The organism is Rhizobium sp. P1_B8 (assembly GCF_056406515.1).
This window is the reverse complement of record NZ_JBFTZZ010000018.1, coordinates 84,431-108,731: the sequence shown is the minus strand read 5'-3', so window position 1 is coordinate 108,731 and position 24,301 is coordinate 84,431. Positions and strand designations below refer to the sequence as shown.

Annotated in this window: 28 protein-coding genes; 10 read left to right on the top strand and 18 right to left on the bottom strand. The window is 61.5% G+C overall.

Annotated elements, in window-relative coordinates; all coding sequences use genetic code 11:
• Positions 1 to 28 precede the first annotated feature (28 nt).
• From AC1D2N_RS22260 to AC1D2N_RS22250, 3 genes are all read right to left on the bottom strand, one after another.
• Positions 29 to 388 carry a response regulator gene (locus tag AC1D2N_RS22260; protein WP_003543311.1) on the bottom strand — a complete coding sequence of 120 codons (360 nt, stop codon included), beginning with the start codon at positions 386 to 388 and terminating at the stop codon, positions 29 to 31.
• A 116-nt stretch (positions 389 to 504) separates the two neighbouring features.
• Positions 505 to 1,047 carry a hypoxanthine phosphoribosyltransferase gene (gene hpt, locus AC1D2N_RS22255; RefSeq protein ID WP_003567049.1) on the bottom strand — a complete coding sequence of 181 codons (543 nt, stop codon included), beginning with the start codon at positions 1,045 to 1,047 and terminating at the stop codon, positions 505 to 507.
• Positions 1,048 to 1,181: 134 nt separating this feature from the next.
• Positions 1,182 to 1,835: a hypothetical protein gene (locus tag AC1D2N_RS22250; protein ID WP_130653575.1), complete on the bottom strand. Its 654-nt coding sequence runs from the start codon at positions 1,833 to 1,835 to the stop codon at positions 1,182 to 1,184.
• 205 nt (positions 1,836 to 2,040) lie between these two features.
• Here AC1D2N_RS22250 and ftsE point away from each other — a divergent pair, with 205 nt between their 5' ends.
• From ftsE to AC1D2N_RS22230, 4 genes are all read left to right on the top strand, one after another.
• Positions 2,041 to 2,700: a cell division ATP-binding protein FtsE gene (ftsE, locus tag AC1D2N_RS22245; RefSeq protein WP_003543317.1), complete on the top strand. Its 660-nt coding sequence runs from the start codon at positions 2,041 to 2,043 to the stop codon at positions 2,698 to 2,700.
• The gene (locus AC1D2N_RS22240) at positions 2,693 to 3,706 is read left to right on the top strand and encodes a cell division protein FtsX (RefSeq protein WP_018243786.1); all 1,014 of its coding nucleotides are present in this window, start codon (positions 2,693 to 2,695) and stop codon (positions 3,704 to 3,706) included. Before ftsE ends, AC1D2N_RS22240 begins: the two co-directional genes overlap by 8 nt.
• 73 nt (positions 3,707 to 3,779) lie before the next feature.
• Positions 3,780 to 4,490 carry a YdcF family protein gene (locus tag AC1D2N_RS22235; RefSeq protein WP_018243787.1) on the top strand — a complete coding sequence of 237 codons (711 nt, stop codon included), beginning with the start codon at positions 3,780 to 3,782 and terminating at the stop codon, positions 4,488 to 4,490.
• A 240-nt stretch (positions 4,491 to 4,730) separates the two neighbouring features.
• The gene (locus AC1D2N_RS22230; protein WP_018448107.1) at positions 4,731 to 5,528 is read left to right on the top strand and encodes a lysophospholipid acyltransferase family protein; all 798 of its coding nucleotides are present in this window, start codon (positions 4,731 to 4,733) and stop codon (positions 5,526 to 5,528) included.
• Between the two features lie 87 nt (positions 5,529 to 5,615).
• Here AC1D2N_RS22230 and AC1D2N_RS22225 read toward each other — a convergent pair whose 3' ends face one another.
• Positions 5,616 to 6,158 carry a gamma-glutamylcyclotransferase gene (locus tag AC1D2N_RS22225; RefSeq protein ID WP_018517241.1) on the bottom strand — a complete coding sequence of 181 codons (543 nt, stop codon included), beginning with the start codon at positions 6,156 to 6,158 and terminating at the stop codon, positions 5,616 to 5,618.
• A gap of 51 nt (positions 6,159 to 6,209) precedes the next feature.
• Between AC1D2N_RS22225 and AC1D2N_RS22220 the strand changes: the two genes are divergently transcribed.
• A complete protein-coding gene (locus tag AC1D2N_RS22220) occupies positions 6,210 to 7,226 on the top strand; it encodes a DUF2125 domain-containing protein (protein WP_130759063.1) in 1,017 nt (338 codons plus the stop codon).
• Positions 7,227 to 7,332: 106 nt separating this feature from the next.
• Here the strand turns inward: AC1D2N_RS22220 and AC1D2N_RS22215 are convergent, their stop codons facing one another.
• The 4 genes from AC1D2N_RS22215 to AC1D2N_RS22200 form a co-directional block, all read right to left on the bottom strand.
• Positions 7,333 to 7,752 carry a GNAT family N-acetyltransferase gene (locus tag AC1D2N_RS22215; RefSeq protein WP_018448109.1) on the bottom strand — a complete coding sequence of 140 codons (420 nt, stop codon included), beginning with the start codon at positions 7,750 to 7,752 and terminating at the stop codon, positions 7,333 to 7,335.
• A gap of 8 nt (positions 7,753 to 7,760) precedes the next feature.
• Positions 7,761 to 8,684: a prephenate/arogenate dehydrogenase family protein gene (locus AC1D2N_RS22210; protein ID WP_018243792.1), complete on the bottom strand. Its 924-nt coding sequence runs from the start codon at positions 8,682 to 8,684 to the stop codon at positions 7,761 to 7,763.
• Positions 8,681 to 9,778 (bottom strand): histidinol-phosphate transaminase, encoded by a 1,098-nt coding sequence (hisC, locus tag AC1D2N_RS22205; RefSeq protein ID WP_018448110.1) that lies wholly within the window; start codon positions 9,776 to 9,778, stop codon positions 8,681 to 8,683. Before hisC ends, AC1D2N_RS22210 begins: the two co-directional genes overlap by 4 nt.
• 225 nt (positions 9,779 to 10,003) lie before the next feature.
• The gene (locus AC1D2N_RS22200) at positions 10,004 to 10,795 is read right to left on the bottom strand and encodes a class I SAM-dependent methyltransferase (RefSeq protein ID WP_018448111.1); all 792 of its coding nucleotides are present in this window, start codon (positions 10,793 to 10,795) and stop codon (positions 10,004 to 10,006) included.
• Positions 10,796 to 10,848: 53 nt separating this feature from the next.
• Between AC1D2N_RS22200 and gloB the strand changes: the two genes are divergently transcribed.
• Both gloB and AC1D2N_RS22190 read left to right on the top strand, forming a co-directional pair.
• Positions 10,849 to 11,619 (top strand): hydroxyacylglutathione hydrolase, encoded by a 771-nt coding sequence (gene gloB, locus AC1D2N_RS22195; RefSeq protein WP_018243794.1) that lies wholly within the window; start codon positions 10,849 to 10,851, stop codon positions 11,617 to 11,619.
• The gene (locus AC1D2N_RS22190; protein WP_130653177.1) at positions 11,619 to 12,041 is read left to right on the top strand and encodes a cupin domain-containing protein; all 423 of its coding nucleotides are present in this window, start codon (positions 11,619 to 11,621) and stop codon (positions 12,039 to 12,041) included. Before gloB ends, AC1D2N_RS22190 begins: the two co-directional genes overlap by 1 nt.
• A 3-nt stretch (positions 12,042 to 12,044) precedes the next feature.
• Here the strand turns inward: AC1D2N_RS22190 and yddG are convergent, their stop codons facing one another.
• Together yddG and AC1D2N_RS22180 are read right to left on the bottom strand one after the other, a co-directional pair.
• Positions 12,045 to 12,935 carry an aromatic amino acid exporter YddG gene (yddG, locus tag AC1D2N_RS22185; RefSeq protein ID WP_130653178.1) on the bottom strand — a complete coding sequence of 297 codons (891 nt, stop codon included), beginning with the start codon at positions 12,933 to 12,935 and terminating at the stop codon, positions 12,045 to 12,047.
• A 31-nt stretch (positions 12,936 to 12,966) separates the two neighbouring features.
• The gene (locus AC1D2N_RS22180; RefSeq protein WP_018448115.1) at positions 12,967 to 13,749 is read right to left on the bottom strand and encodes a DUF3108 domain-containing protein; all 783 of its coding nucleotides are present in this window, start codon (positions 13,747 to 13,749) and stop codon (positions 12,967 to 12,969) included.
• Positions 13,750 to 13,992: 243 nt separating this feature from the next.
• Between AC1D2N_RS22180 and rpmB the strand changes: the two genes are divergently transcribed.
• Complete coding sequence (rpmB, locus tag AC1D2N_RS22175; protein ID WP_018243798.1) at positions 13,993 to 14,289, top strand: 50S ribosomal protein L28; 297 nt, start codon at positions 13,993 to 13,995, stop codon at positions 14,287 to 14,289.
• A gap of 112 nt (positions 14,290 to 14,401) precedes the next feature.
• Complete coding sequence (locus AC1D2N_RS22170; protein WP_047620355.1) at positions 14,402 to 15,037, top strand: VUT family protein; 636 nt, start codon at positions 14,402 to 14,404, stop codon at positions 15,035 to 15,037.
• A gap of 6 nt (positions 15,038 to 15,043) precedes the next feature.
• Here the strand turns inward: AC1D2N_RS22170 and AC1D2N_RS22165 are convergent, their stop codons facing one another.
• The 5 genes from AC1D2N_RS22165 to AC1D2N_RS22145 form a co-directional block, all read right to left on the bottom strand.
• Positions 15,044 to 15,610, bottom strand: a complete 567-nt coding sequence (locus AC1D2N_RS22165; RefSeq protein WP_130653179.1) for an ATP-binding protein — start codon at positions 15,608 to 15,610, stop codon at positions 15,044 to 15,046.
• 143 nt (positions 15,611 to 15,753) lie between these two features.
• Entirely contained in the window at positions 15,754 to 16,791 is a 1,038-nt protein-coding gene (locus AC1D2N_RS22160; protein ID WP_130653180.1) for an esterase-like activity of phytase family protein, read from the bottom strand.
• A gap of 24 nt (positions 16,792 to 16,815) precedes the next feature.
• Complete coding sequence (gene cobT, locus AC1D2N_RS22155) at positions 16,816 to 18,717, bottom strand: cobaltochelatase subunit CobT (protein ID WP_112905400.1); 1,902 nt, start codon at positions 18,715 to 18,717, stop codon at positions 16,816 to 16,818.
• A gap of 12 nt (positions 18,718 to 18,729) precedes the next feature.
• Positions 18,730 to 19,722 (bottom strand): cobaltochelatase subunit CobS, encoded by a 993-nt coding sequence (cobS, locus tag AC1D2N_RS22150; protein WP_018243803.1) that lies wholly within the window; start codon positions 19,720 to 19,722, stop codon positions 18,730 to 18,732.
• 310 nt (positions 19,723 to 20,032) lie between these two features.
• Complete coding sequence (locus tag AC1D2N_RS22145; RefSeq protein ID WP_018243804.1) at positions 20,033 to 20,650, bottom strand: J domain-containing protein; 618 nt, start codon at positions 20,648 to 20,650, stop codon at positions 20,033 to 20,035.
• Between the two features lie 102 nt (positions 20,651 to 20,752).
• Between AC1D2N_RS22145 and AC1D2N_RS22140 the strand changes: the two genes are divergently transcribed.
• Complete coding sequence (locus tag AC1D2N_RS22140) at positions 20,753 to 21,037, top strand: BolA family protein (protein WP_018243805.1); 285 nt, start codon at positions 20,753 to 20,755, stop codon at positions 21,035 to 21,037.
• A 98-nt stretch (positions 21,038 to 21,135) separates the two neighbouring features.
• On the opposite strand, the gene AC1D2N_RS22135 is transcribed toward AC1D2N_RS22140, so the two are convergent.
• Genes AC1D2N_RS22135 through AC1D2N_RS22125 form a run of 3 tightly spaced genes read right to left on the bottom strand, consistent with a single transcriptional unit; the run spans position 21,136 to position 24,163 of the window.
• On the bottom strand, positions 21,136 to 22,446 hold the full coding sequence (locus tag AC1D2N_RS22135; RefSeq protein WP_047620352.1) for an HlyC/CorC family transporter: 1,311 nt from the start codon (positions 22,444 to 22,446) through the stop codon (positions 21,136 to 21,138).
• A complete protein-coding gene (aroB, locus tag AC1D2N_RS22130) occupies positions 22,446 to 23,576 on the bottom strand; it encodes a 3-dehydroquinate synthase (RefSeq protein WP_018448123.1) in 1,131 nt (376 codons plus the stop codon). The genes AC1D2N_RS22135 and aroB overlap by 1 nt, the downstream gene beginning before the upstream one ends.
• Positions 23,573 to 24,163, bottom strand: coding sequence for a shikimate kinase (locus AC1D2N_RS22125; RefSeq protein ID WP_018243808.1), 591 nt, complete (start codon positions 24,161 to 24,163; stop codon positions 23,573 to 23,575). Before AC1D2N_RS22125 ends, aroB begins: the two co-directional genes overlap by 4 nt.
• Positions 24,164 to 24,301: the final 138 nt, after the last annotated feature.

Here is a 24,301-nt window from a genome sequence, read left to right as displayed (position 1 = left end):
CGAAATCACGCTTTTCAGCATCCTGGCTCTAAGCGACAAGCGCTCGGGCGACTGCCTTGCGGATATCGGGAAGCGCGAATGGCTTGGCGACGACGTCGATGATCTTTTCGGCAAGATCGTCGGCCCGTTCGCGCTGTTCGGCATAGCCGGTCATCAGCAGGATTTTCAAGCCAGGAAAAGCGTCTTTTGCCTGATGGGCGAGTTCAATGCCGTCCATCACGGGCATGCGGATATCTGAAAGCAGTAGATCGTAGACCCCGTCTTTGAGCTTCTCCAAGCCCTCGGCCCCATCGGCCGCCTCATCGGTCTCGTGGCCATCAAGCCTAAGGGCCCGGGCTACGAAGGACCGCAGGGAGTCCTCGTCTTCCGTAATCAGAATTCTTGCCATATGTGCATCGCTCCGTATCTGCCCCGCGACGGAAATCACCAGACTTTCCTTTTCGATCGGTAAAGATGACGAAGCGATGGACGAGATGGTTAACAACCCGTCTTGAAGGCAACCGTTCAGGCGTCCCCGGTAACCACGCCGACGAAGGGCAGTTCGCGAAAGGCATAGGCGACATCCATGCCGTAGCCCACAACAAAATAGTCGGGGCATTCGAAGCCGACATAGTCAGCCTCCAGCTTTTCCTTGCGCTTGACGCGCTTGTCGAGCAGCACGGCGATCGTGACGTTGCGCGCGCCACGCTCGAAGAGCAGTTCCTTGGCAAAGAGCAGCGTTCGGCCGGATTCGAGGATATCGTCGATCAGCAGAACGTCGCGGCCATGGACGTCGCTGTCGATATCCTTGACGATGCGCACGCCCTGCGAAACCGTGCCGATGCCGTAACTCGACAGGGTGATGAACTCGACCTCCGGGGCAAGCCCGCTATCATGCAGGGCGCGGATCAGGTCGGCGGCGAAGATGAAGGAGCCCTTCAGCACGGCGATGACGAGCAGGTCCTTGGTCGGGCCATTGGCGATCTCCCGCGCCATCGAATGATTGCGCTCGGCGATCTGCTCGGCGGTGAAGAGCGGCTCGATGTTTTTTCCGCGCACGACAGGCATAAGGGCTTGCTCCATGAAAAGAAGGGTAAGCCGTTAGCACATATGCGAGCCTGAAACAGCCTCATCGGCTATGAAATTAACGCGATTGGCGCGACCTGTGGCGGGAAAGTCGGCCATTCCATGTCCTGTTACATCTATGGCAGGAAGGAAAGCCGGACCTCCGGCATTTTTCCGCCGGCATGCTGGACGCGAGCCGAGAAGCCCCGGCTCTGGCCGCTATAGATCACATCCGCCGGCGGGTTGATGACGATGCTTGCGGTCAGCCGCTCGTCGGTCACGAGATCGGCACGGATCGGATGCACCGTCTGCGTCGTGCCACTCTCATTTTCGATGATGCCGTTGATGACGAGAACGCGCATGCCGTTCGCATCACGCGGCGTCACCGTGACATGGGTGAAATGCAGCGGCGCTCCGGAAGTGGCTCGCTCAGCGGAAAGGCCGGAAAAACCACCTGCAAGCCCGAAGACGAGCACGACGAGCGCGAACACCAGCGCTGCGAAGCTCCGCATCGACGCGCGCTGCAGCCAGGATTCCACTGTCCTCAGAACGGAAGCAGCCATCGCCGGCATCAGCGCCGGCTGTGCGGCCTGTGCGGCAGCCATGCGCTTGCGGTTGTCGTTATAACTCCTTGCATTGAATTCCCTGGGCCGCACTTTGCCGAGGGTAACGAATTCGGCGTCGGAGATATCGGCAGGTCGCGCCGAGCGGTACTGGCGGTTGGCGGGTTCCGGCGGCAGGAAATCATAGGCCTGGCCCGGCGTCCGGCGACTGAAGGAGGATGCTTCCATGGTGGCTGCCTCGCAGATGTCCACATGGTTTCGTTGCCAGGAGAAATCTGGCATTGAAACGAATCCTGCTCAGTCGTAAATTTTAATGGTTAATGCTTCGCAAAGATCGCCATCAAACGGGCGTCTTTCCAGCAAAATTTACCGGCTGTTAACGGTGTTGGTTAACAAGTCGTGCGGTGAAACCCACAACAGACTGAGCTGCCCGTTGATCCACTTCGAGAATGTCGGTTTGCGCTATGGCATGGGCCCGGAAATCCTCCGGGACCTGACCTTCGACATTCCGAAGAAATCCTTTCAGTTCCTGACCGGCCCATCGGGCGCCGGCAAAACGTCGCTGCTGCGGATGCTTTTCATGTCGCTGCAGCCGACACGCGGCCTGATCCGCATGTTCGGGCGCGATATTTCCGAAATCCCCCGCCCCGAACTGCCGCTTCTGCGCCGCCGCGTCGGCATTGTCTTCCAGGATTTCCGCCTCCTCGACCATCTCACAACCTATGAGAATGTCGCTTTGCCCTTACGGGTACGTGGCAAGGATGAGAGCTCCTACAAGACCGATGTCCTGGAACTGTTGAAATGGGTCGGCCTTGGCGAACGCATCAATGTGTTGCCGCCCGTGCTCTCCGGCGGCGAGAAGCAGCGCGCCGCAATCGCCCGGGCGCTGATGGACCGGCCGGAAGTGCTGCTGGCCGACGAACCCACAGGCAATGTCGATCCGCCGATGGCCAAGCGCCTGCTCAATCTTTTCCTCGAGCTGAACCGCCTCGGCACGGCGGTCGTGATCGCCACCCATGACCTGGCGCTGATGGAACAGGTGGAAGCCCGCCGCATGATCCTCTCAGAGGGGCATCTCGATATCTATGACTGAGCCCCCGTCCAGAAACCCCGAGAAGGCGTCGGCCAAGATCCAGCAGAAGCGGCCGGAACTGCGCGTGCGTCCGACGGCGCCGATCCTGCCGCCTTCCAACATCCAGGGCAGTGCGTTGATGGTGGTGATATCAATCATGGCCTTTCTCGCCTGCCTGACGCTCGGCGGCGTCAGCATGGTGCGCTCGACGGCGGCAAGTTGGGAGAGCCAGATCTCCCGCGAGATCACCATTCAGATCAAGCCGGACGACAATCTCGACATGGAGAAGGCGCTGACCCAGGCGCGCGACCTGGCGCTGACCTTCGTCGGCACCAAGAGCGGCCAGATCGTCGACGAGGCGGCGACCGCTCGCCTGCTCGAACCCTGGCTCGGCCCCGGTCTCGATCTCAAGGATCTGCCCGTTCCCCGTCTCGTCATCATTACCATCGACGAGAGCAATCCGCCGGATTTCGATTCGATGCGAGCGCTGCTCAAGGACAGTATCCCGCAGGCCAGCCTCGACGATCACCGCACCTGGGTCGACCGGCTGGTGTCCATGGCGCACACGACTGTGATGATCGGCACCGGCATCCTGCTCCTGGTTTTCACGGCGATGGTGCTTACCGTCGTCTTCGCTACGCGCGGCGCGTTGTCGGGCAATCGTCACGTCGTTGAAGTGCTGCATTTCGTCGGCGCCGAAAGCTCCTTCGTCGCCACCGAATTCCAGAAGCATTTTCTGAAGATCAGCCTGAAGGGCTCGGCGATCGGCAGCGCGCTTGCCGCTCTCTTCTTCGCCACCGCCGGTTTCTGGCAGAGCCGCACCCTCGCCACCCCGGAAACGGACCAGGCGACCGCGCTTTTCGGCACCTTCTCCGTCGGCGTGCTCGGTTATGCCGGCATCTTCGCAACGATGATTGTCATCGCGCTCCTCACCACCTTCACCGCGCGGCTGACCGTCATGCGGACGATCTACGAGATCGATACACTACGCTCGGACCCGACACGCACCGACGGCATCGGAAGTTGATCGTGACCGGGCCGTTTTGCCATGAAAGCGTCTGTTCTGCGCCGCAATCAGCGTATAATCACGATTCATGACCATGGGACATACGACACCCAACCCGATTCATCAGGGCCCGGAGCTTGATCGCCCGGTGGGTCTGCCGCCGCGGCGCGGGCCGATCCGCCGCCTGCTGCGCTGGGGCGGCTTTGCCTGCCTGCTGGCAATCGCCCTGGTGTTCGGCGGTTTTCTGCGTTTTGCTGATTCGGTGACGACGCTCCGGCCGCCGGCCGAGCCGAAGGCGGATGCGATTGTGGTACTGACGGGTGGCTACCAGCGCATCGACCAGGCGGTGGAGCTGTTGCAGAAGGGTGCCGGCAAACGCTTGCTCATTTCCGGCGTCCACCCGACGACGACACCGGCACAGATCCGCAAGATGACGCAAGGCTCGGCCGATCTCTTCTCCTGCTGTGTCGATATCGGCTACGATGCGATCGACACGATCGGCAATGCCGAGGAAGCTTCGAACTGGATCCACGCCAAGGGATACCGGAGCGTTCTGATCGTCACCAACAATTACCACATGCCGCGAAGCCTCGCCGAACTCTCCTATGTCGATCCCGACATCGAGTTCATCGCTTATCCCGTGGTCAATTCGGATTTGAAGAGCAGCAACTGGTTCACCGACCCGAATGCGATGCGCGTCATGCTTGCCGAATATGCGAAAGTGCTGCTGGCGGGCGCCCGCAACATCACCGGCTTCGGCCGCCACACCGGGCTGCGCTCGGCAAATGCGTCCGGTCAGCAATAGAGCCGCGCGTCGGATAGGACGCTCCATCGATTTAAAAGTTGCGCATAATCCTTTCGGAAAATCGATTCCGATTTTCGGGGTCATGCGCAATCTTTTGCGTTTGCGCAATTCCGGACGTAAAACCGCTGCGCACTTTTGCTGGAATTGCTCTAGGCTTTTACATCAGGGCGTCATCAAATGCTTTTTATGACCGGCAATATCGTGTAGGCCGGTCGCGTGAGCATGCCTCGGGAAAGTTTCATGATCGCCCTGCGTTCCGTTCTCTTCAACACGATCTTCTATGCCAACCTCATCATCCGGATGATCGTGCTCTCACCCTACTATTTCGTGGTGCCGCGCAAGATCGCCTATGCGATCCCGAAGAACTGGGCGCGCTCCAACCACTGGCTGATGCGAGTGATCGTCGGCACCACCTTCGAGATCGAGGGCCTGGAGAACCTGCCGGATGGCAGTTACATCCTGGCGCCGAAGCACCAGTCTTTCTGGGATACCTACGCGCTGCTGCCCTGGTTGAAGGATCCGGTCTATATCCTGAAGCGCGAACTGATGTGGATTCCCCTCTTCGGCTGGTATGCGAAGAAGCAGCGTATGATCCCGGTCGATCGCGGCGCTCGCGGCAAGGTGATGGTGGAAGTGCTGAAACGCACGAAGGAAGAGCTTTCGACCGGCCGCCAGCTCATCATCTATCCCGAGGGGACCCGCCGCGCGCCGGGCGCGGAGCCGGTCTATAAATACGGCATCGCCCGCATGTACCGCGACCTTAACCTCCCCGTCGTGCCGGTCGCCATGCATCCCGGTCTCTTCTGGCCGAGGCGGAGCATTCGTCGTTATCCCGGTCATTTCAAAGTGAGAATCCTGCCGCCGATCATGCCGGGAATGGATCCGGACGCCTTCTTCGCCCATTTGATCGAGGTATCGGAGCGGGCAAGCGACGAGCTTCTGCTCGAAACCGTCGAGCGAAATCCGCATCTGCCGCTCCCGCCGACGGCGATAGAAAGGCTGGCGGAGCTGCGAAAATTGAACGCTGCGACGGCCTGAGATTGCAGCGCCACGCGTCTCTTCGAGAGCCGCAAAGGATCCTGCAGCACTTTGAATGGCTGCATAACTCCTTAAATCGATACCGATTTAAGGAGTTATGCAGACGGCGCGCAGCCGCTCCACTTCGTTGACGACCTGCTCCAGCCAATGGTCGCGAATGCCCATCTCTTTCAGATGCGTCAGCGTATTGAAGACATAGGCATCATTCGGACCTGACTGGCCTTCTGCTTCGTTCACCACCCGTGCCGCCGCAACCGCATCCAGCGCGCCGGCATATTGCTCATGATCACGATCGATGATGTAGGCGACCGCTTCCACTCGGCGCCGGCCGGCAAGCTGCAGCCGCACCCGGCGTTCCAGGTAGACATTGGTGACCAGCTCGCGGGCGCGAAGATAATCGATCACCTCATCCCATTTTTCAGGCGAAATGCGGAAAGCCATGCCGCGGCAGGCGCCCCCCCTGTCGAGGCCGAGAACCAGGCCCGGATTGTCGCGGGTGCCGCGATGGACAAAGGAGCGGACACAGAGCGAACGCCGGTAGCCGTAGACCAGGGCCTCTGCCCGCTCCATGAACTCGAAGCCCGGATTCCACATCAGCGAACCGTAGCCAAACACCCAAAATTCGTCCATATCGCACGCCAGACCGGGAATCACATTTGCGATTCACCATTGGAGAACATCATGGCAGCGTCAAGCCAATCCGGCAGCAGCCAATCCGGCAGCGGTAAGAAATTCTGGTTGCTGGGTGGAGGCGTCCTCCTGGTGATCGCGCTTTATACCGGCGGCTGGTTCTATGCGGCGTCAGCATTGAAGACCACGGTGCTGAAGGCGATCGCGCCGCGCGATCAGGCAGGCGTCAGCGGCGAATGCTCCGATATCGAATTCCGCGGCTATCCCTTCCGTATCGGCCTGTTCTGCTCCAAGATCGACGTCGACGACAATGTCAACGGCGTCTCCGCCACCTTCGGCGCGTTGCGCTCGGCAGCACAGGTCTATGCGCCCGGCAATATCGTCTGGGAACTCGATTCGCCGGCCGAAATCCGCACCGGCAACGGGCTTTCGATCTCGGCCCAATGGACGAACCTGCAGGCGAGTCTTGCAACCAGGCTGCAGGGCGTCGACCGCAGCTCGACCGTCATCGAGGGTCTGAAGGCGATGGCCGTCTCCTCCTACACCGGTCAGGCCATCAGCTTCGATGCCGCCCGCACCGAAATCCATCTGCGCCAGAACGGCGCCGATCTCGATGGCGCGATCTCCGTGCAGGATGCCAACACGGCGATCAAGGACTGGCCGCAGATCTTTCCGAAAATGTCTGCCAGCATCGATCTGACCGTCGCCGGCAAGGCCGGCCTGATCGACGGCAGCGACCGAAGCGGCCTCAATGGCGCCACCGGTGAACTGCGCCGCATCGTCGCCGACATCGGCGATGGCAAGGTGATGACGCTCACCGGCCCCTTCTCCTTCGACGAACAGGGCTTCCTCTCGGGAAAATTCAAACTGGAGATCGAACAGCTCGGCCCCTGGGGCGACAGCCTGAAACAGGCCTTTCCGGATATCACCTCGACCGTCAACACGGCAACGAAGCTCTTGAAGGCGCTCGCCGGCGGCGGCGACAAGGTCTCTGTCGATCTCGTCGTCGATCGTGGCAATGCCACCGTCAGTGGTTTTATCCCGCTCGGCCGGATTCCGCCGATCTGATGCATCTCGCCCAAAAGTGTCCAGCGGTTTTGGGATAACGGGGATGCATAGGAAATAGGAAAAAGCCTGAAGCGCGTCGCATGATTCCGGTTCGACGCGATGCGCTTCAGGCTATTCGCTTGATGAAGAAGACTTCCGGCACCGATTGCACGCCGGGCAGCTCGATCGCGCCGGTTTCGCAAAATCCGTTGCGGCAATGCCAGTCTTGAGGTCGGCTTTCGTCGCATTCGCTCGACGTCATCAGCAGGCGGGCGCCGTCGCCGCGCATGGCTTCTTCCCAGGCGAGAAAAAGCGCCGTTCCAACGCCCGACCGGCGATGCTCGGGCAGGACGCGGATCATTTCCATATAGGGAACCCTGCCCCAGAAGCGGGAGAAGCGCAGGAAGCCGACGATCTCGCCGGCCTGCCAGGCAAGGAGATATTCGCCGAGCGCGACGCAGCGCGATACCCATGCCTCACCGGAGCTGGCGTCCTCGCGAACCAGCCAGTCAATATCCGCCCGGCCGGCACGTGCCACCTCCACCATCGCGGCGGCTATTTCTTGTCCAGCGCATGACGACCGAAATCAGGCGCGTCGACATCCTGGCCGGCCTGGACGATCGAACGGCGGATGGCGCGCGTGCGGGTGAAGAGTTCGAAGATCTTGTCGCCCTCGCCCCAGCGGATGGCGCGCTGCAGATAGGCGAGATCCTCCGAGAAGCGCGCCAGCATTTCGAGGATCGCATCGCGGTTGTGCAGGCAGACGTCGCGCCACATGGTCGGGTCGGAGGCAGCGAGGCGAGTGAAATCACGAAAGCCAGAGGCGGAATATTTGATGACCTCAGACTCCGTCACCGTCTCCAGATCGTCGGCTGTGCCGACGATATTGTAGGCGATGATATGCGGCAGGTGCGAGACGATGGCGAGCACCTTGTCGTGATGCTCCGCATCCATCTCGTCGACCTTCGAGCCCAGCGCTTCCCAGAAGCTGCGCAGCCGCTTCAGCGCCGTCTCGTCGGTGCCGGCGACCGGCGTGAAGATGCACCAGCGGCCTTCGAAGAGGCCGGGAAAGCCGGCATCCGGGCCGGATTTTTCGGTGCCGGCCAGCGGATGGCCGGGGATGAAATGCACATTATCAGGCATATGCGGCAGCATCTGCGCAATGACAGAAGCCTTGGTGGAGCCAACATCGGTGACAACAGCCCCGGGCTTCAGGCTTCCCGAGATCTCCTTCGCCACACTTTCCGAGGCGCCGACCGGCACCGAGACGATCACCAGATCAGCATCCTTGACGGCATCCTGCGAAGACGTCGTGTAGCGGTCGCCGAGGCCGAGTTCTTCCGCGCGCTTCAGCGTATCGGGGCTGCGTGTGGCGACGACGATCTCCCTTGCAAGACCAAGCCGTCTGATGTCGTAGGCAAGCGAAGAGCCGATCAGGCCGATGCCGATCAGCGCAATCCGATCGAACTGCACGCTCATGCCTGATGTCCCATGAATTCGGTGAGCGCGGCAATCACGCCGCGGTTGGCCTCCTCAGGACCGATGCTCATGCGCAGCGCATTGGCGAAGCCATAGCCGCGCACGGCGCGCAGGATGTAGCCGCGGCTCGTCAGCAAATCGTCGGCATCCGCGGCCCGCTTGCCGTCGATCTCGGGGAAATGGATGAGGACGAAATTGGCGACGGATGGCGTCACCTTCAGCCCGATCGCTTCGAGCGCCTGGGTCAGCGTCTCCACCCACATCTGGTTGAAGGAGACGGTCTGCTGGACGAAGGCCTGGTCGCGGATGGCAGCGGCAGCGGCGGCGATTGCCGGCGCGTTCAAGTTGAACGGCGCACGCACACGGTTCAACGCGTCGACGATCTCAACGGGCGCATACATCCAGCCGACGCGCAGCGCCGCGAGACCATAGGCCTTCGAGAAGGTGCGGGTCATCACCACGTTGGCATTGGAGGATACGACCTCTATGCCGGCTTCATAATCGTTGCGGCGCACATATTCGGCATAGGCAGCATCGAGCACGAGGACGACATGTTTCGGCAGTCCAGCCTGCAGGCGGCGGATCTCGCTGACGGAAACATAGGTGCCTGTGGGATTGCCGGGATTGGCGATGAAGACGATTTTCGTCTTCTCCGTCACCGCGGCAAGGATCGCATCGACATCGACGGTATAGTCCTTCTCCTTGACAACGACAGGCGTGGCGCCCGCGCCCAGGATCTGGATCTTGTAGACGAGGAAACCGTGCTCGGTGATGATGCCCTCGTCGCCGGCGCCGAGATAGACATGGCAGAGCAGGCCGAGCAGCTCATCGGAACCGTTGCCGCAGAGGATGTTTGCCGGATTGAGACCGTGCACGGCGGCGATTGCCTCGCGCAGTTCGATCGCCTGCCCGTCAGGATAACGCCCCAGATTGTCGGCAACCGTCTTGAAGGCCTCGATTGCCTTGGGGCTGGCGCCGAGCGGCGTTTCGTTGGACGAAAGCTTGTAGACACGGGCAACACCCGGCGCATGTTCCTTGCCCGGCACATAGGCTGCGATATCGAGAATACCGGGACGCGGAACGGGCTTGCTCATCTCAACGCTCATGGGTTCGACCTTGGAATTGCCGGAAATCCGGGCTGAAAAACACCAAGTGGCATTAAAGCGGAATGCGATTGTTGTCGAGAGGTATGGGCGTGACACAAGCAGTTGGAGACCGCCGATAGCGACGTCATCTACTGCATAATTCCTTAAAATCGGAATCGATTTAAGGATAAAATTATGCAGCAATTCAAAGTGCTACAGCGTCCTTTGCGCGTCTCAAAAGACGCGCGGCGCTGTAGTGCGTGTGGTCGGCACGCCATGCGGGGCGAGAACCGGCACGAAGACGCGGCGGGAGGCCCGCGCCGCCACCGGCAATCCCTGATAGAGCCGCTTCTGCGCTTCGACGATGATGACGCCCGAGAAGGCCGGCCACAATGTTCGGCCGATCCGCTCGAAGGCGCGGCGAAGCCGCAGGATGGTCCTGAGCTTCGAGGGCGGGAAGAACAGCGCTTCAGCCGTTGCGCCCGGTGTGAAGTTCGTCTCGCGCAGCAGATTTGTTAACTGACCGCGGGAATAGGGCCGACCCGAACCGAAGGGCGTATGCTCCATGCGCGCCCAGACGCCGCGCCGGTTCGGCACGACGATGACCAGCCGTCCGCCCGGCGCCAGCACCCGCCAGAGCTCCTTCAGCGTCTCGCGCGGGCTTTCGGCGAATTCCAGCGAATGCACCATCAGCACCCGGTCGATCGAGGAATCCGGCAGCGGCAGTTCCTCGTCGAAAATCAGCGCCGTCGTCGAGAGCGAGCCCATCGGCCAGTTCACCGCGCCCTGCCCGGCCGGCATGAAAGCGAAGGTGCGCTCGGTATCGGCCTGGAAACGGTCGAGGAAGGGCACGGCATAACCGAGCCCGACCAGACGCTCCTGCGGCAGCCGCACCCAGAGCGATGACAGCGCCATGGCGATCGACTGCTCGGCAAGACGTCCAAGCTCGGAGTGATAGAATTGGCGTAGGTCGACGATATCGGCGTGCATTGCGACAAATGTTATCAGCGGGCGGTTGGACTTCAAGGCCGGAACCTCTACATTTCCGCGAGACTCCTGGGATAAGGGATTATTGGACGATGAAACCTTTGGAATTAGACGTTTTTCTCTGCCGCACCGACAATTTCGGCGTTCTCGTGCACGATCCGGAGACAGGTTTTACCGCGGCGATCGATGCGCCGGAGGAGGCGCCGATCCTGGAAGCGGCGACACGTCGCGGCTGGAAAATCACCCATATCTTCACCACACATCATCACACCGATCACGTCACCGCCAATCTGGCGCTGAAGGAGCAATTCGGCTGCGAGATCATCGGCCCGATCAACGAGGCCATCGCCATTCCCGGCCTCGATCGGACGATGGCCGATGGCGACAGCTTCCATTTCGGCGATCACACGGTCAACGTCATCGAGACGCCCGGCCACACCGCCGGCCACATCTGCTATCATTTTGTCGACGATAAGCTGCTCTTTGCCGCCGACACGCTGTTTGCGCTGGGCTGCGGCCGGCTGTTCGAACGCCCGGCTGCCGACATGTGGCATTCCCTGCAGAAGCTCGCCGTTCTGCCCGATGAGACCGCCGTCTATTTCGGCCATGAATACACATTGTCCAATGCCCGTTTCGCGCTGACCGTCGATCCCGACAATGAGCGCCTCAAGAGCCGCGCCGCCGAGATCGAAGCCTTGCGCGCCGACGGCAAATTCACCATCCCGACGACATTGGGGCTGGAAAAGGAAACCAACCCGTTCTTGCGCGCCGCCGACCCGGCGATCCGCCGCAATCTGCTGATGGAAGGCAAGACGAACGAGGAAGTCTTTGCCGAGATCCGCAAGCGCAAGGACAATTTCTGATGTCGCCCGAGGACATCATCCGCGAACTCGGCATGCAGCCGCATCCCGAAGGTGGCTGGTACGTGCAGACATTCCGCGATACGGCGGGCGGAGAACGCGGCCACTCGACCGCGATCTATTATCTGCTGACCAGGGGACAGCGTTCGCACTGGCATCGCGTCCACGATGCGGCCGAGGTCTGGCATTATTACGCCGGCGCGCCGCTCTCGCTGCACCGCTCGGAAGACGGAACGGCACGCGAGACCCTGACGCTCGGAACGAATCTTCCTGCCGGCGAGCGGCCGCAGGCGATCATTCCCGCCAATTGGTGGCAATCGGCCGAAACTCTCGGCGATTTCACCCTGGTCGGCTGCACCGTCTCGCCCGGCTTCGAATTTTCAAGCTTCGAGATGGCGCCGCCCGATTGGAAGCCCGGCAGCTGAAGCCTATTCCGCGGCCGCGGACTGTGCCGGAATTTTACGGCGAAACATCTCCTGGGCAGCCAGCACCGCCCCGCCGGTCACCAGCAGGCAAGCCAAGGCAATGCGCCAGCTCGGCTCGGCAAATCCGAACAGCACCAGAATAAGCGTCGAAAGCAGCGGTGCTGCGTAACTTGCCGCGCCGAGGATCTGGATGTCGCCGTTCTTGACGCCGTAATCCCAGACATAGAAGGCCGCCCCGACCGGAAAGAGGCCGAGCCCGATGACGGCGACCCATTCGAAGCCGGTTTCCGGCCAGACGGTCGTCTCCAGGCCGAGATGGCAGAAGAGCGACAGCATGGAGGTCGCAAGGCAGAAGCCGGTGACGACATCCGTGGAGACGGCGTCGAAACGGCGCGTCAGCAGCGAATAGCCGGACCACGTGAAAGCGCTGAGAAAGGCCGCGCCGTAACCGACGGCATAGGCGCCGTCGAAATCGATGCCGTTGCGGCCGACGATCAGGAAGGTGCCGCAAAGCCCGGCAAGCGCACCCGCCAGGTGATACCAGCGCAGCCGTTCGCCCGGCAGCAGCGCCGAACCGACGACGATCAACAGCGGCCAGAGATAGGCGACCAGCCCCGCCTCCACCGCCGGAGCGTTCCGGAGCGCAGTGAAGTAGAGGAAATGATACCCGAAAAGCCCTGAAATACCTGTCACCCAGACCTTGGCCGGCTGCTTCAGCAGCGCCAGCCGCGCGGGGTTGAGGATAAGCACGACGAGGCCGGGAATGCTGCCGATCGCAAAGCAGATGGTTGAAAGTTGGAACGGCGGCATCTTGCCGGAGGCAGCCGTCAACAGCGCCAGGAACGACCACATCAGGATGGCCGTAAAACCGATCAACGTCGCGCGAAGCTTCACCTGTCCCCCCTTCACGGAGACAGAAGCCCCGTCAGCTGTTGCTGCCGTATTTGACGGCAGTGATCGTCACCATTCCATATTCGGTTGGAATGCGCACATAGACAGGAGCGTATACATTTGCCGCGTCCGACTTGGCAAACCAGATTTCCATGCGGTCGCTCTTGCTCAGATAGTCGATGTCCTTGCGGCCCTTCTTGTAGCCCGAGCGCGGCACGAAGCGCACGCCGCAGACAACAGCCTTGCCCTTGAAGCCATTGGTGGAAAAATCCTCGTCGCCCTTTGGCGACAGCACCAGATCCATGCGTGTCTCGCCGTCGAAGATCGGCAGCGTCTGCGAGCAGACCTTGGTATCGCCGGTGAAGACCAGGCCGGAGATCGGATCGAGCACCGAGCGCATGTCGCGCGGCGTGACGTCGATCCAGTTCTTCGGACGCTTCGGCATCGGTGTCGTCGTCGCCGAGATGATGTTACCGTTGCGGTAACTGACCTCGTAGACGCGGGCCTTCCTCTTGCCGCTCTTGTAGTAGAGTGAGTACTTCAGCGCCTGCAGCCTGTCATTGCGTACGACACCTGTGACGCTGGTCTTCGCCGAAATCGTCGTGATGAGATCGGCAAGACCGGAGGAATTGATGTCGCCGGCGATCTTGTAGCTGTGATCGTCCTCGATCTGCGTCAGGAACGCCGCGCGCGCGATCGGCAGGCCGGCAAGCGCCACACGGTATTCCGTCCGATGCTGGATTTCGGCCGCCGATGCCGGTATGGCAAGAAGTGCGGCGATGGCCGAAATGAAAATCCGTCTGCCCGAATGAGCCATGGAAAAAAGCCTTGTCTTGCTGCGCGCTGGCAGGCCCTTGCTGAGCGCTCTATACTCCTGCCGTGAAGGGAAGAAAACAGCAGCTTTTTGACAGAATTGCGGGAAAGGCCAAGGTTTGGCTTGACGCGCGCGGCCTGTCTGACTATAGAACCGCAACTTTCCAATCATGCCCGTTGGATTGCGCGCCTGGCTTTGCCGGGAATGGCAATTCGATGGCCCGAGAAAAACAAGAATAGGTGTTCCATGTCCCGCGTGTGCGAATTGACCGGCAAGGCCGTCCTGACTGGTAACAATGTCAGCCATGCCAACAACAAGACCAAGCGCCGGTTCCTGCCGAACCTGTGCCAGGTAACGCTGATTTCCGACGCTCTCAACCAGCGTTATCGTCTTCGCGTTTCGGCTGCCGCTCTTCGCTCCGTCGAGCATCGTGGCGGCCTCGATGCCTTCCTGCTGAAGGCTAGCGAGAACGAACTGTCGATGCGCGCGCGCCTGCTGCGCCGTCAGATCGCCAAGAAGACCGCCGAAGCCGCTGCTGCGTAAGCTTCTGCCCTTCTTTCATACGGCTTCAAAAGGCTTGAACGGATAATACCGGACAAGCCTTTTGCTTTGCCGGTTTGCTCCTCCAACTGGTGGCATCACCCAGGATAAAAAAATGCTGAAGACCCGCTATACCATCGCCTATGTCGCGCTGATGACGCTCGTCGTCGTCGCCTCCAACTTCCTCGTCCAGTTTCCGCTGAACGCCGAAGTCGCCGGCATCAACCTTGCCGACATCCTGACCTGGGGCGCCTTCTCCTATCCGATCGCCTTCCTGATCACCGATCTGACCAACCGCCAGTTCGGCCCGCAGGCAGCCCGCAAGGTCGTCTTTGCCGGCTTCGTCGTCGGCGTAACGCTCTCCTTCTTCACCTCGGTGCCGCGCATCGCCATCGCTTCCGGCTCGGCCTATCTCGCCGGCCAGCTGCTCGATATCGCCGTCTTCAACCGCCTCCGCCGCCAGGCCTGGTGGCGCGCCCCGCTGGTCGGCTCGCTGATCGGCTCGGCGCTCGATACGGTGATGTTCTTCTCGTTGTCCTTCGCCGCGTTTTTCGTCCTCCTCGGCCCGAACGATCCCTTCGCTCTGGAAGCAGCCCCTATCCTCGGCGTCTTCGCCACGGAGGCACCACGCTGGATTTCCTGGGCGATCGGCGATTTCGCCGTAAAGATGATCGTCGGCCTCGTCATGCTGCTGCCCTATGGTGCGCTGATGAACGTGCTGCGGCCGATGCAGGCCGCTCGCGCCAGCTAATTTAGATTACGGACGCCGCCGGACTGCACCGGTGGCGATGGCAGGATGCAGCAGCACCTCCGCCACCAGATCGTCGATACCAAGCGATGAATCGAGCCGCAACACCGGCGACGTCTGCGTTTCCAGCCATTGTTCATGCGCCGCAAGGCTGCGGCGTTCGGGGCCGGCTGTGTCATAACTGGCCGCCCATTCGAGGAATTCCCCGCTTTTTGCGGCCATGTCGCCACCAGGCCCGATCCTGTTTCCATATCGGGCAATCTCCCGCGCGCGGATGCGCGCCATCCGCAGCTCCGGCTCGATCCTGAGGAATACGATCAGATCGTAAAGCGGCTCCAGCGGCCCAACCCATTTCAGCGCGGATCCGGAGAGGACCCAGCCGTCATGCCGCGCCGCTTCCTCGAGCGGAAGCCGGATGCGCTCGTCGGCATTCCTCGGCGTCGTGAACGGCGGATCGGTCGGCATCCAGAAGAAATCGTCGGTGTCGAGATGGGCGATATCGAGCCTTTCGGCAAGCGCGCGGCCGAGCGATGTCGTGCCGGAACCGGACGCGCCCATGACGTGGATATGCACCATGAATCTCCCTCCGAAGACTGCTTCCCGATGCCGCAGCCGGCCGATTGCGGCGGGATAGCCGAGGCATAGGACATCGGTCTGACGTGAATCCAGGCATCGTACTTTCCGAAAATCGATTCCGATTTTCGGGTCGATGGCTTGGATCAATTCCGCTTCTGGGAACTCGGCGCTGCCCACGCGGCCTCTTCCGAAAGCCGGAATTCCAGCATCAGATTGCGCTGCAGGATCGAATGATTGTCGTCCGAGACCAGAATGATATGAGTCGCGCCGTCCGCAGCCTGGAAAGCATCGAGCCCTTCCATATTGTCGATCTGCGAGTTGAAATTGCCTTCCAGCAGCAATTCGCCCTCAATGACGGCGCCAGGCCTGATATCGGCGCCCCTGATGCGCCGAAGACGCATGCCGATGCCTTCGGCCATGTTGAAGCGACGCTCCAGCAGCAGCAGGTCACCGTTCGGCAGGAAGGCGCCGTCAGTGATGTCGAAGCTGCCGTCCCGCTTAACCGCGAAACGCCCTTTCAGCGGCCCGCTGAGAATGGCCGCCAACCGGTTGCCGTCATTGTCGAGACCACGTTCGGAGACGATGACCACGCCGCCCCTAAGCGGGCTCGATGCCGGCGCCACGGTGATGGTCTCGATGCCGCGATTGTCGCTCAGCATCTTCCGCGGGATGAGGATCGGCAAAGTGGCGATCGCGCCCGAATCGGCAAAGCCGGGATCCGGATAGACATCGACGCGATGATCCTGCTCGAAGGAAACCAGGATCCGGTCGCCATCGAGCGTCAGGCCCTCGGCATCCATATGCCCCTTGCCCTCGAAGCTGCGCCCGGCGCTGTTCTTCATCGGCGTGATCTCGACATCCGAAAGGCCGGAAAGCCTGCCCTTGACGTCACGTTCGATGCTGCCGGTCAGCCACTGGCCGGTATCGAGCACGACGACGAAATTTTTTTGGTCCTGCCGGAAACGAATGGATGAGAGCGAGCCGAACAGCGCTCTGCTGGAGACCATCTCCAGCCCGCCGACAAATTCCAGCGATCCAAATTTCGTCTCCGAAGAGCCGATCCTGAAATCGGAGATTTGCCGGCTAATGACCGGCACGTCGTCGCCGGCCAACGACGGGAAAGCGCCTGACGCGAGACAAAGAACAATCGACGCCGTATGGCAGAGGCGCTTGAGCGTCATGCCAGGCATTTCCTTTGAGCCGCGTCAGCCGGCACGGCGTAGCCGGCCGCCGCGCGGCTGGACGGATTGGTCTTCGAACAGCGAAGCAAGCTGCTCGGTCATCGCACCGGCAAGCTCATCCGCATCGACGATCGTCACGGCGCGGCGATAATAGCGCGTCACGTCGTGACCGATGCCGATCGCCAGCAACTCGACAGGCGAGCGCGTCTCGATCTGTTCGATGACGGCACGCAGGTGCCGCTCCAGATAATTGCCCGGATTGACCGACAGCGTCGAATCGTCGACCGGCGCCCCGTCCGAGATCATCATCAGGATGCGGCGCTGCTCGCGGCGCGCGAGCAGGCGATTATGCGCCCAGATCAGCGCCTCGCCGTCGATATTTTCCTTGAGCAGGCCCTCGCGCATCATTAGCCCGAGATTGGCGCGCGCGCGCCGCCACGGCGCGTCGGCCGACTTGTAGATAATATGGCGCAAGTCGTTGAGGCGGCCCGGCGTCTGCGGCTTGCCGCCGGCGAGCCAGCTCTCACGCGCCTGCCCGCCCTTCCAGGCTTTGGTCGTAAAGCCCAGGATCTCGACCTTGACGCCGCAGCGCTCCAGCGTGCGGGCGAGAATATCGGCGCAGGTGGCGGCAACCGTGATCGGCCGGCCGCGCATCGAGCCGGAATTGTCGATGAGCAGGGTGACGACGGTGTCGCGGAACTGGGTGTCGCGCTCCATCTTGAAGGAAAGCGCCTGCATCGGGTCGATGATGATGCGCTGCAGCCGGGCCGGATCGAGATAACCCTCTTCCAGGTCGAAATCCCAGGAGCGATTCTGCTGCGCCATCAGGCGACGCTGCAGCCGGTTGGCGAGACGGCCGACCGCACCTTGCAGATGCGCCAGCTGCTTGTCGAGAAAGGCGCGCAGGCGCTCCAGTTCGGCGGCGTCGCAGAGTTCCTCGGCGGTGATGATCTCGTCGAACTCTTCGGTAAAGACGTGATAATCGACCTTTTCGTTGAAATCGGCGAAAGGCGTGTTTGGACGGCGGGTCTCGCCCGGCGTTTCCGAATCGTCCTCGCCCTCTTCCATCATGTCGTCATCGGAGATTTCGGCGCCTTCGGTCTCGCCGTCCTCCATCTGCTCGTCGGCAACCTCGCTGTCCTCGACAGGGGCGGCATCCGTGCCGGCATCCTCGTCGACCTCGTCCTGGTCCTGCTCGTCGCCGCTCGACTGGTCTTCCTGCTCCGACTGATCGTCATTGTCGGCATCGCTGTCGTCGTCGCCGTATTCCTCGGCCATTTCCATGGCCGACAGCATGTTGCGGATGACCTTGGCAAAGGCTTGCTGGTCGTTGATCGCGCTCGACAGGTTGTCGAGTTCAGGCCCTGCCTTGTCCTCGATAAAGTCACGCCAGAGGTCCAGCACCTTGCCGGCGGAGCCGGGCGGGCGCTGGCCGGTCAGCTTCTCGCGCACCATCATCGCAACGGCTTCGCCGACCGGTGCGTCTTCCTGGCGCTCGATGCCGGTGAAATTCGCCTTGGAGTATTTCTCTTCCGTCATGGAGCGCAGGTTCGACGCCATGCCCTCCATGCGCAGCGCGCCGATCGATTCGACGCGCGCCTGCTCGACCACATCGAAGATCGCCCGGGCGTCCGAGCCCTGCGGCGCCATCGTCGCATGCACCTTCTCGTCATGGCAGGCGAGGCGCAGCGCCATCGAATCGCCGAGCCCGCGGGTGACCGCCAGCTCATGCGCCGTCGGCCGCTTGGAAAGTTCCGGCAGCCGAATGCGCTCGCCGGTCATCCCCGGCCGTTCATTGGCGAAGGTCACCTCGACATCGCCGTCGCCGGCGATCGAGCGCACGCAGCCGGTTATCGCCCGGCGCAATGGCTCGACGTCGACAGGCGCGCCGGGTTTTGCTTTCGAATTGTCACCGCGAGCTGCCATGATCGGTCGGTCTCAAGCCCCGAGAACGATGTTGGCGGCACTTTCCTTCAGCTCGACGCCGAAGGCGCGCTGATAGTGCTCGGCGACCAACGGGCGTTCCAGCTCGTCGCACTTGTTGAGGAAGGTGACGCGGAAGGCGAAGGCGAGATCGCCGAAGATCTCGGCGTTTTCGGCCCAGGTGATGACCGTGCGCGGGCTCATGACTGTGGACAGATCACCGTTCATGAAGGCCGCGCGCGTCAAGTCGGCGACGCGCACCATCTTCGAAACCGTCTCGCGGCCGTTCTTGTCACTGCCGAAGCTCTTCACCTTGGCGGCGACGATATTCACTTCGTGATCATGCGGCAGGTAGTTCAGCGTGGTGACGATCGACCAGCGGTCCATCTGCGCCTGGTTGATCTGCTGCGTGCCGTGATAGAGGCCGGTCGTGTCGCCGAGGCCGATCGTGTTCGCAGTCGCAAACAGACGGAAGGCCGGGTGCGGCCGAATGACGCGGCTCTGGTCGAGCAGCGTCAGGCGGCCGGAGGATTCGAGCACGCGCTGGATGACGAACATCACATCGGGGCGGCCGGCATCATATTCGTCGAAAACGAGCGCCACATTGTGCTGGTAGGCCCAGGGCAGGATGCCATCCTTGAACTCGGTGATCTGCAGCCCGTCCTTGACGACGATTGCATCCTTGCCGACGAGATCGATACGGCTGACATGGCTGTCGAGGTTGATGCGCACGCAAGGCCAGTTGAGCCGCGCCGCCACCTGCTCGATATGCGAGGACTTGCCCGTGCCGTGATAGCCGGAGATCATCACGCGGCGGTTATGGGCGAAGCCGGCGAGAATGGCGAGCGTCGTGTCGCGGTCGAACAGGTAGTCGGTATCGAGGTCCGGCACATAGGCGTCGCCCTTGCTGTAGGCGGGAACTCGGATATCGGAATCGATGCCGAAGGTCTCGCGGACCGAAACGGTGGTATCGGGCAGTTCGGATATATCAAGGTCGATCTTGCTCATCATGTCTCCAAGGCGGGTGATGCCACCCGGCCATACTATCTCAGGCCATGTCGCAACCGTGACGCCGCGTTTTTTATTCCGCGCCCGTCCAGGTCGGAACGTCGGCGATGCTTCTCCGGGACTGAAACGAAACCTCGGCGGGATAATGACCGCGTGCGAGCATTCTTGAAAGAGTCCCGGACAAGAAACGCCGCGTCCGGAAGGTCGGCGGAGGCGATGTCGGGAAAACGCACAAATATGAGCCGCGTTTGCCTGCGGCCTCAGCCGATTTGGACCATACCCGATTGAAGCCCAAGAGCAAGGACGGGAATTAACAAAAACCGTTCTGCTTCAACAATTGATAGGCCTGGATGACGGCGCGGAAACGCTCCTCCGAGCCGCGGTCGCCGCCATTGGCATCCGGATGGTGTTTCTTCACCAGTTCCTTGTAGCGGCTCTTGATCTCCGCCGATGTCGCATTGGCGTCGAGGCCCATCGTTTCGAAGGCCTTGGTTTCGAGCGATTTCAGCTTGCGCGCCTGGGGGAAACGCGGCCCGCTGCCCTTGCCGCCTTCCTTGACGAAGCCGAAGGGATCGCGAACACGCGTATAGGCGCCGGAGCGCACCTCCGAATGCAGCGGACTGTCCTTCGCCGCCTTGTTGACGCCGACCGTCCATGTCGGCCGGTGGCCGGTGATCGCCTCTTTCTGGTATCGCGCGATCTCGCCGTCCGAAAGACCGGAGAAATAATTGTAGCCCTTGTTGTATTCCTTGACGTGCTCGAAGCAGAACAAAAAGAACTGGCCTTCCGCATTGCGGCCGACGGGAGCGCGATGCGCCCCCTTCTTGTCGCAGCCGTCCCACTGACAGGTAGGCGGCGCCTGCTCTGTCTCCTGCTCGCGTTTGCGGCGTGTTCGGATGCGATCGAAATATTTGGAATCAAGTCTCATGACGGCGCTAATTATGGGGCTGTCGCGAAGCGACAACAAGAATTGACAAACGGGAATGTTGCTGGCTTGGTAGGTACCCTTTTCGCGAACCAGCAAGACCGGATGATGACCCTGCGAACCCGCATCGAAGAAAAACTTGTCGAAGCCTTCGCGCCCGAACGCGTAAGCGTCATCGACGAAAGCCATCTGCATGCCGGCCACCAGCCTGATATCACCGGCACCGGCGAAACCCATATGCGGGTGAGGATCGTTTCCGGAAAATTCGCCGGCATGTCGCGGCTGGCGCGCCACCGGGCAATCACCGACCTGTTGAAACCGGAGCTCGATGCCGGCCTGCATGCGCTGGCCGTCGAACCGGCAGCACCCGGCGAACCGACCCGCTGGTAGCGGCGCCAAAGCCTATATGGGCATTGGCGGCCCGCAATCCTACAGTGCCGCGCGCCTTTTCAGACGCGCTACACGCTGTAGCAATTTGATGACTGGGATCAGGTGGGCTTTGTGCCGTCTTCCCCGGCGGGACGGATGCGCAGCTTGGTGATGCGGTTCTTCTCCCGTTTCATGACGATAAAACGCTTGCCGTAGAAGGTGAAGGCTTGGCGCTCTTCCGGGATGGTCATCGATTCATGGATGACGAGGCCGGCAATCGTCGTCGCCTCCTCGTCGGGCAGGCTCCAGTCGAGCGCGCGGTTCAGGTCGCGGATCGGCACGCCGCCGTCGACGACGACGGAACCATCGGCCTCCTGACGCACGCCCTGTATCTCGATATCGTGCTCGTCGGAAATGTCGCCGACGATTTCCTCGAGAATATCCTCCAGCGTGACGATGCCCTGCACTTCGCCATATTCATCGACGACGACGGCGAAATGCTGCTTTCGGCGCAGGAAGGCGTTGAGCTGATCCTCGAGGTTGGTGCTGTCGGGCACGAACCACGGCTTCTGCGCGATCTTCACGATATCGAGGTTCTGCGGCTCCATGTTCGGCTCGGCAAGCGCCCGCAGCAGATCCTTGGCGTGGACGACACCGATGATGTTGTCGATCGTGCCGCGCCACAGCGGCATGCGCGTATAGGGACTTTCGAGGATGACGCGCACCACCGCTTCCGGCGGATCGTCGGCGTTGATCGCCCGCATGGCGGTGCGGTGGACCATGATGTCGGACAGTTCGAGTTCGCTGAGATCGAGCACGCCGCCGAGGCGGTCGCGGTCGGCCTTCACCACCGATCCCTCGCGGTGCAGCAGGTCGACGGCGCCACGCAGCTCCTCATGCGCCGTCAGCATCGATGTCTCTCGTGACAGATTGATGCCGAACAGCGAAAGAATCTGCCGCACGATCGCATTGACGAAGGAGGAAACCGGGCCGACGACGGTGACGAAGAGCTTGGCCGGCAGCGCGATGGCGAGAGCGAAGCGCTCAGGCGCCGAAATCGCCCAGCTCTTCGGCAGCACCTCCGCGAAGATAACCAGGATGACGGTCATCGCGAGTGTCGCCAACGCCACGCCGGAACTGCCGAACAGCCCGAGAAAGAGGCTGGTGGCGATCGAGGAGGACAGGATGTTGGCGAGATTGTTGCCGATGAGCAGCGCGCCGATCAGCCGGTCGCGCCGCTCGATCAACTGCCGGACGAGGCCGGCGCGTTCGTCGCCGTTGACTTCGAGTGTATGGATACGGCTGCGCGAAACGGCGGTCAGCGCGGTCTCGGAGCCGGAAAAGAAGGCGGACATGAGCACGAGCGCCGTGATCGAAAGGATCTCCGGCCAGTATGTCTCGAGAAATGCCAGAGCGCCTTCGATCGACATCAGGCGTGTTTTTCCCGGAGAAAGCTGATCACTTCGGACGCCGGAACATCGTCGGCGACGAAGGACTGACCGACGCCGCGCGTCAGGATGAAGGTGAGCTTGCCGCTCTTGACCTTCTTGTCCTGGGCGATCGCGTCCATCAACGTTTCGGCCGGCGGCAGGTCGCCTGGAATATCGGACATGCGGGTCGGCAGGCCGACCTCCTTCAGATGCCGCTCGACGCGCCGCGCATCGTCGGGGCTTGCAAGGTTCATCCGTGCGGAGAATTCATGCGCCAGCACCATGCCGATCGAAACGCCCTCGCCATGCACGAGGCGGGAGCTGTCATAGGCGGTCGCCGCTTCCAGCGCATGACCGAAGGTATGGCCGAGATTGAGCAGCGCCCGCTGACCGTTCTCGCGCTCGTCGGCGACGACGACATCGGCCTTCGCCTGGCAGCTCGCGGCAATCGCCTCGATGCGCGCGGAGCCGCCGGTAAAAACCGCCTTCCAGTTCGCTTCCAGCCAGGCAAAGAAATCCGGCTTGTCGATCAGCCCGTATTTCGCGACCTCGGCGTAACCTGCGCGGAATTCGCGCGCGCTCAGCGAATTCAGCACATCTGTATCGGCCAGAACCAGGTCCGGCTGATGGAAGACACCGATCAGATTCTTGCCATGGCGGGAATTGATGCCGGTCTTGCCGCCGACGGAGGAATCGACCTGCGACAACAGCGAAGTCGGCACCTGGACGAAGCGCACGCCGCGGCGGACGATGCCGGCCGCAAATCCCGAAAGATCGCCGATGACGCCGCCGCCGAGCGCGATGACGTAATCGTTACGCTCGACGCGGGCTTCGAGCACCTTGTCGCAGGCTGTGATCAGATGTTCGAAGCTCTTGGTCTTCTCGCCGGCCGGCAGGACGACCTCAGCCGAGGCGATACCCGCTTCATCCAGACTTGCGACGAGGGCCTTGAGATAGAGCGGCGCGACATTTTCGTCGGTGACAACAGCCGCCTTGCGGCCCTTGAGCCGGGTGGCGATCTCGGCGCCGGCTCGCGCAATCAACCCCGGCCCGATCAGGATGTCGTAGGCGCGCTCGCCGAGCGGCACATGCACCGTTCGGATGGCGGAGGCGGAGGTTATCGCATTCATGACGCTGCACTTTCCTTCTGAGCTTCGATCACGGCCTTTAAGACCTCGTCGGCCATGATTTCCTTGCGCACGTCGCGCGAAAGCACGGTGATATCGGCCTGCGCATAGATCGGATAGCGCGCATTCATCAGGCCCTCGAGCGTCTGCTTCGGATTTTCGGTCTTCAGCAGCGGCCGCGTGTCGCGTTTGTTGACTCGCTCCCACAACACGTCGAGATCGGCCTTCAGCCAGACGGAAAGGCCGCCCTTCTTGATATGCTTGCGCGTCCGGTCGTTGATGAAGGCGCCGCCGCCGGTGGAGACGACACGCGGCCCGCTCTTTAGCAGCCGCTTCACCACCCGCGCTTCCAACGCCCGGAACTCTTGCTCGCCATAGGCGGCGAAAAGCTCGGCGATCGTCATGCGCGACACCCGCTCGATCTCCAGATCGCTGTCGATGAAGGGAATGGCGAGCTGGCTGGCGACGATGCGGCCGACGGAGGATTTGCCGGCGCCCATCAGGCCGACAAGGATCAGATTGCGTGAACCGAGCGCGGCGCGAGCTCTGTCTCTCAAGCTGTCAGCAACGGTCAGCAGTTGTTCACTCATCGGTCCATTCACACTTTGTTTGCAAACGGTATCGACAAATGCAGGTGGAGCGTCAAGTCGCGGACAAGGGAATCATGGCTTGAATACCGCTTCTTGCACTTGCAGATAGGCTTCTTATAACAGAAGCAGAGCATGAAG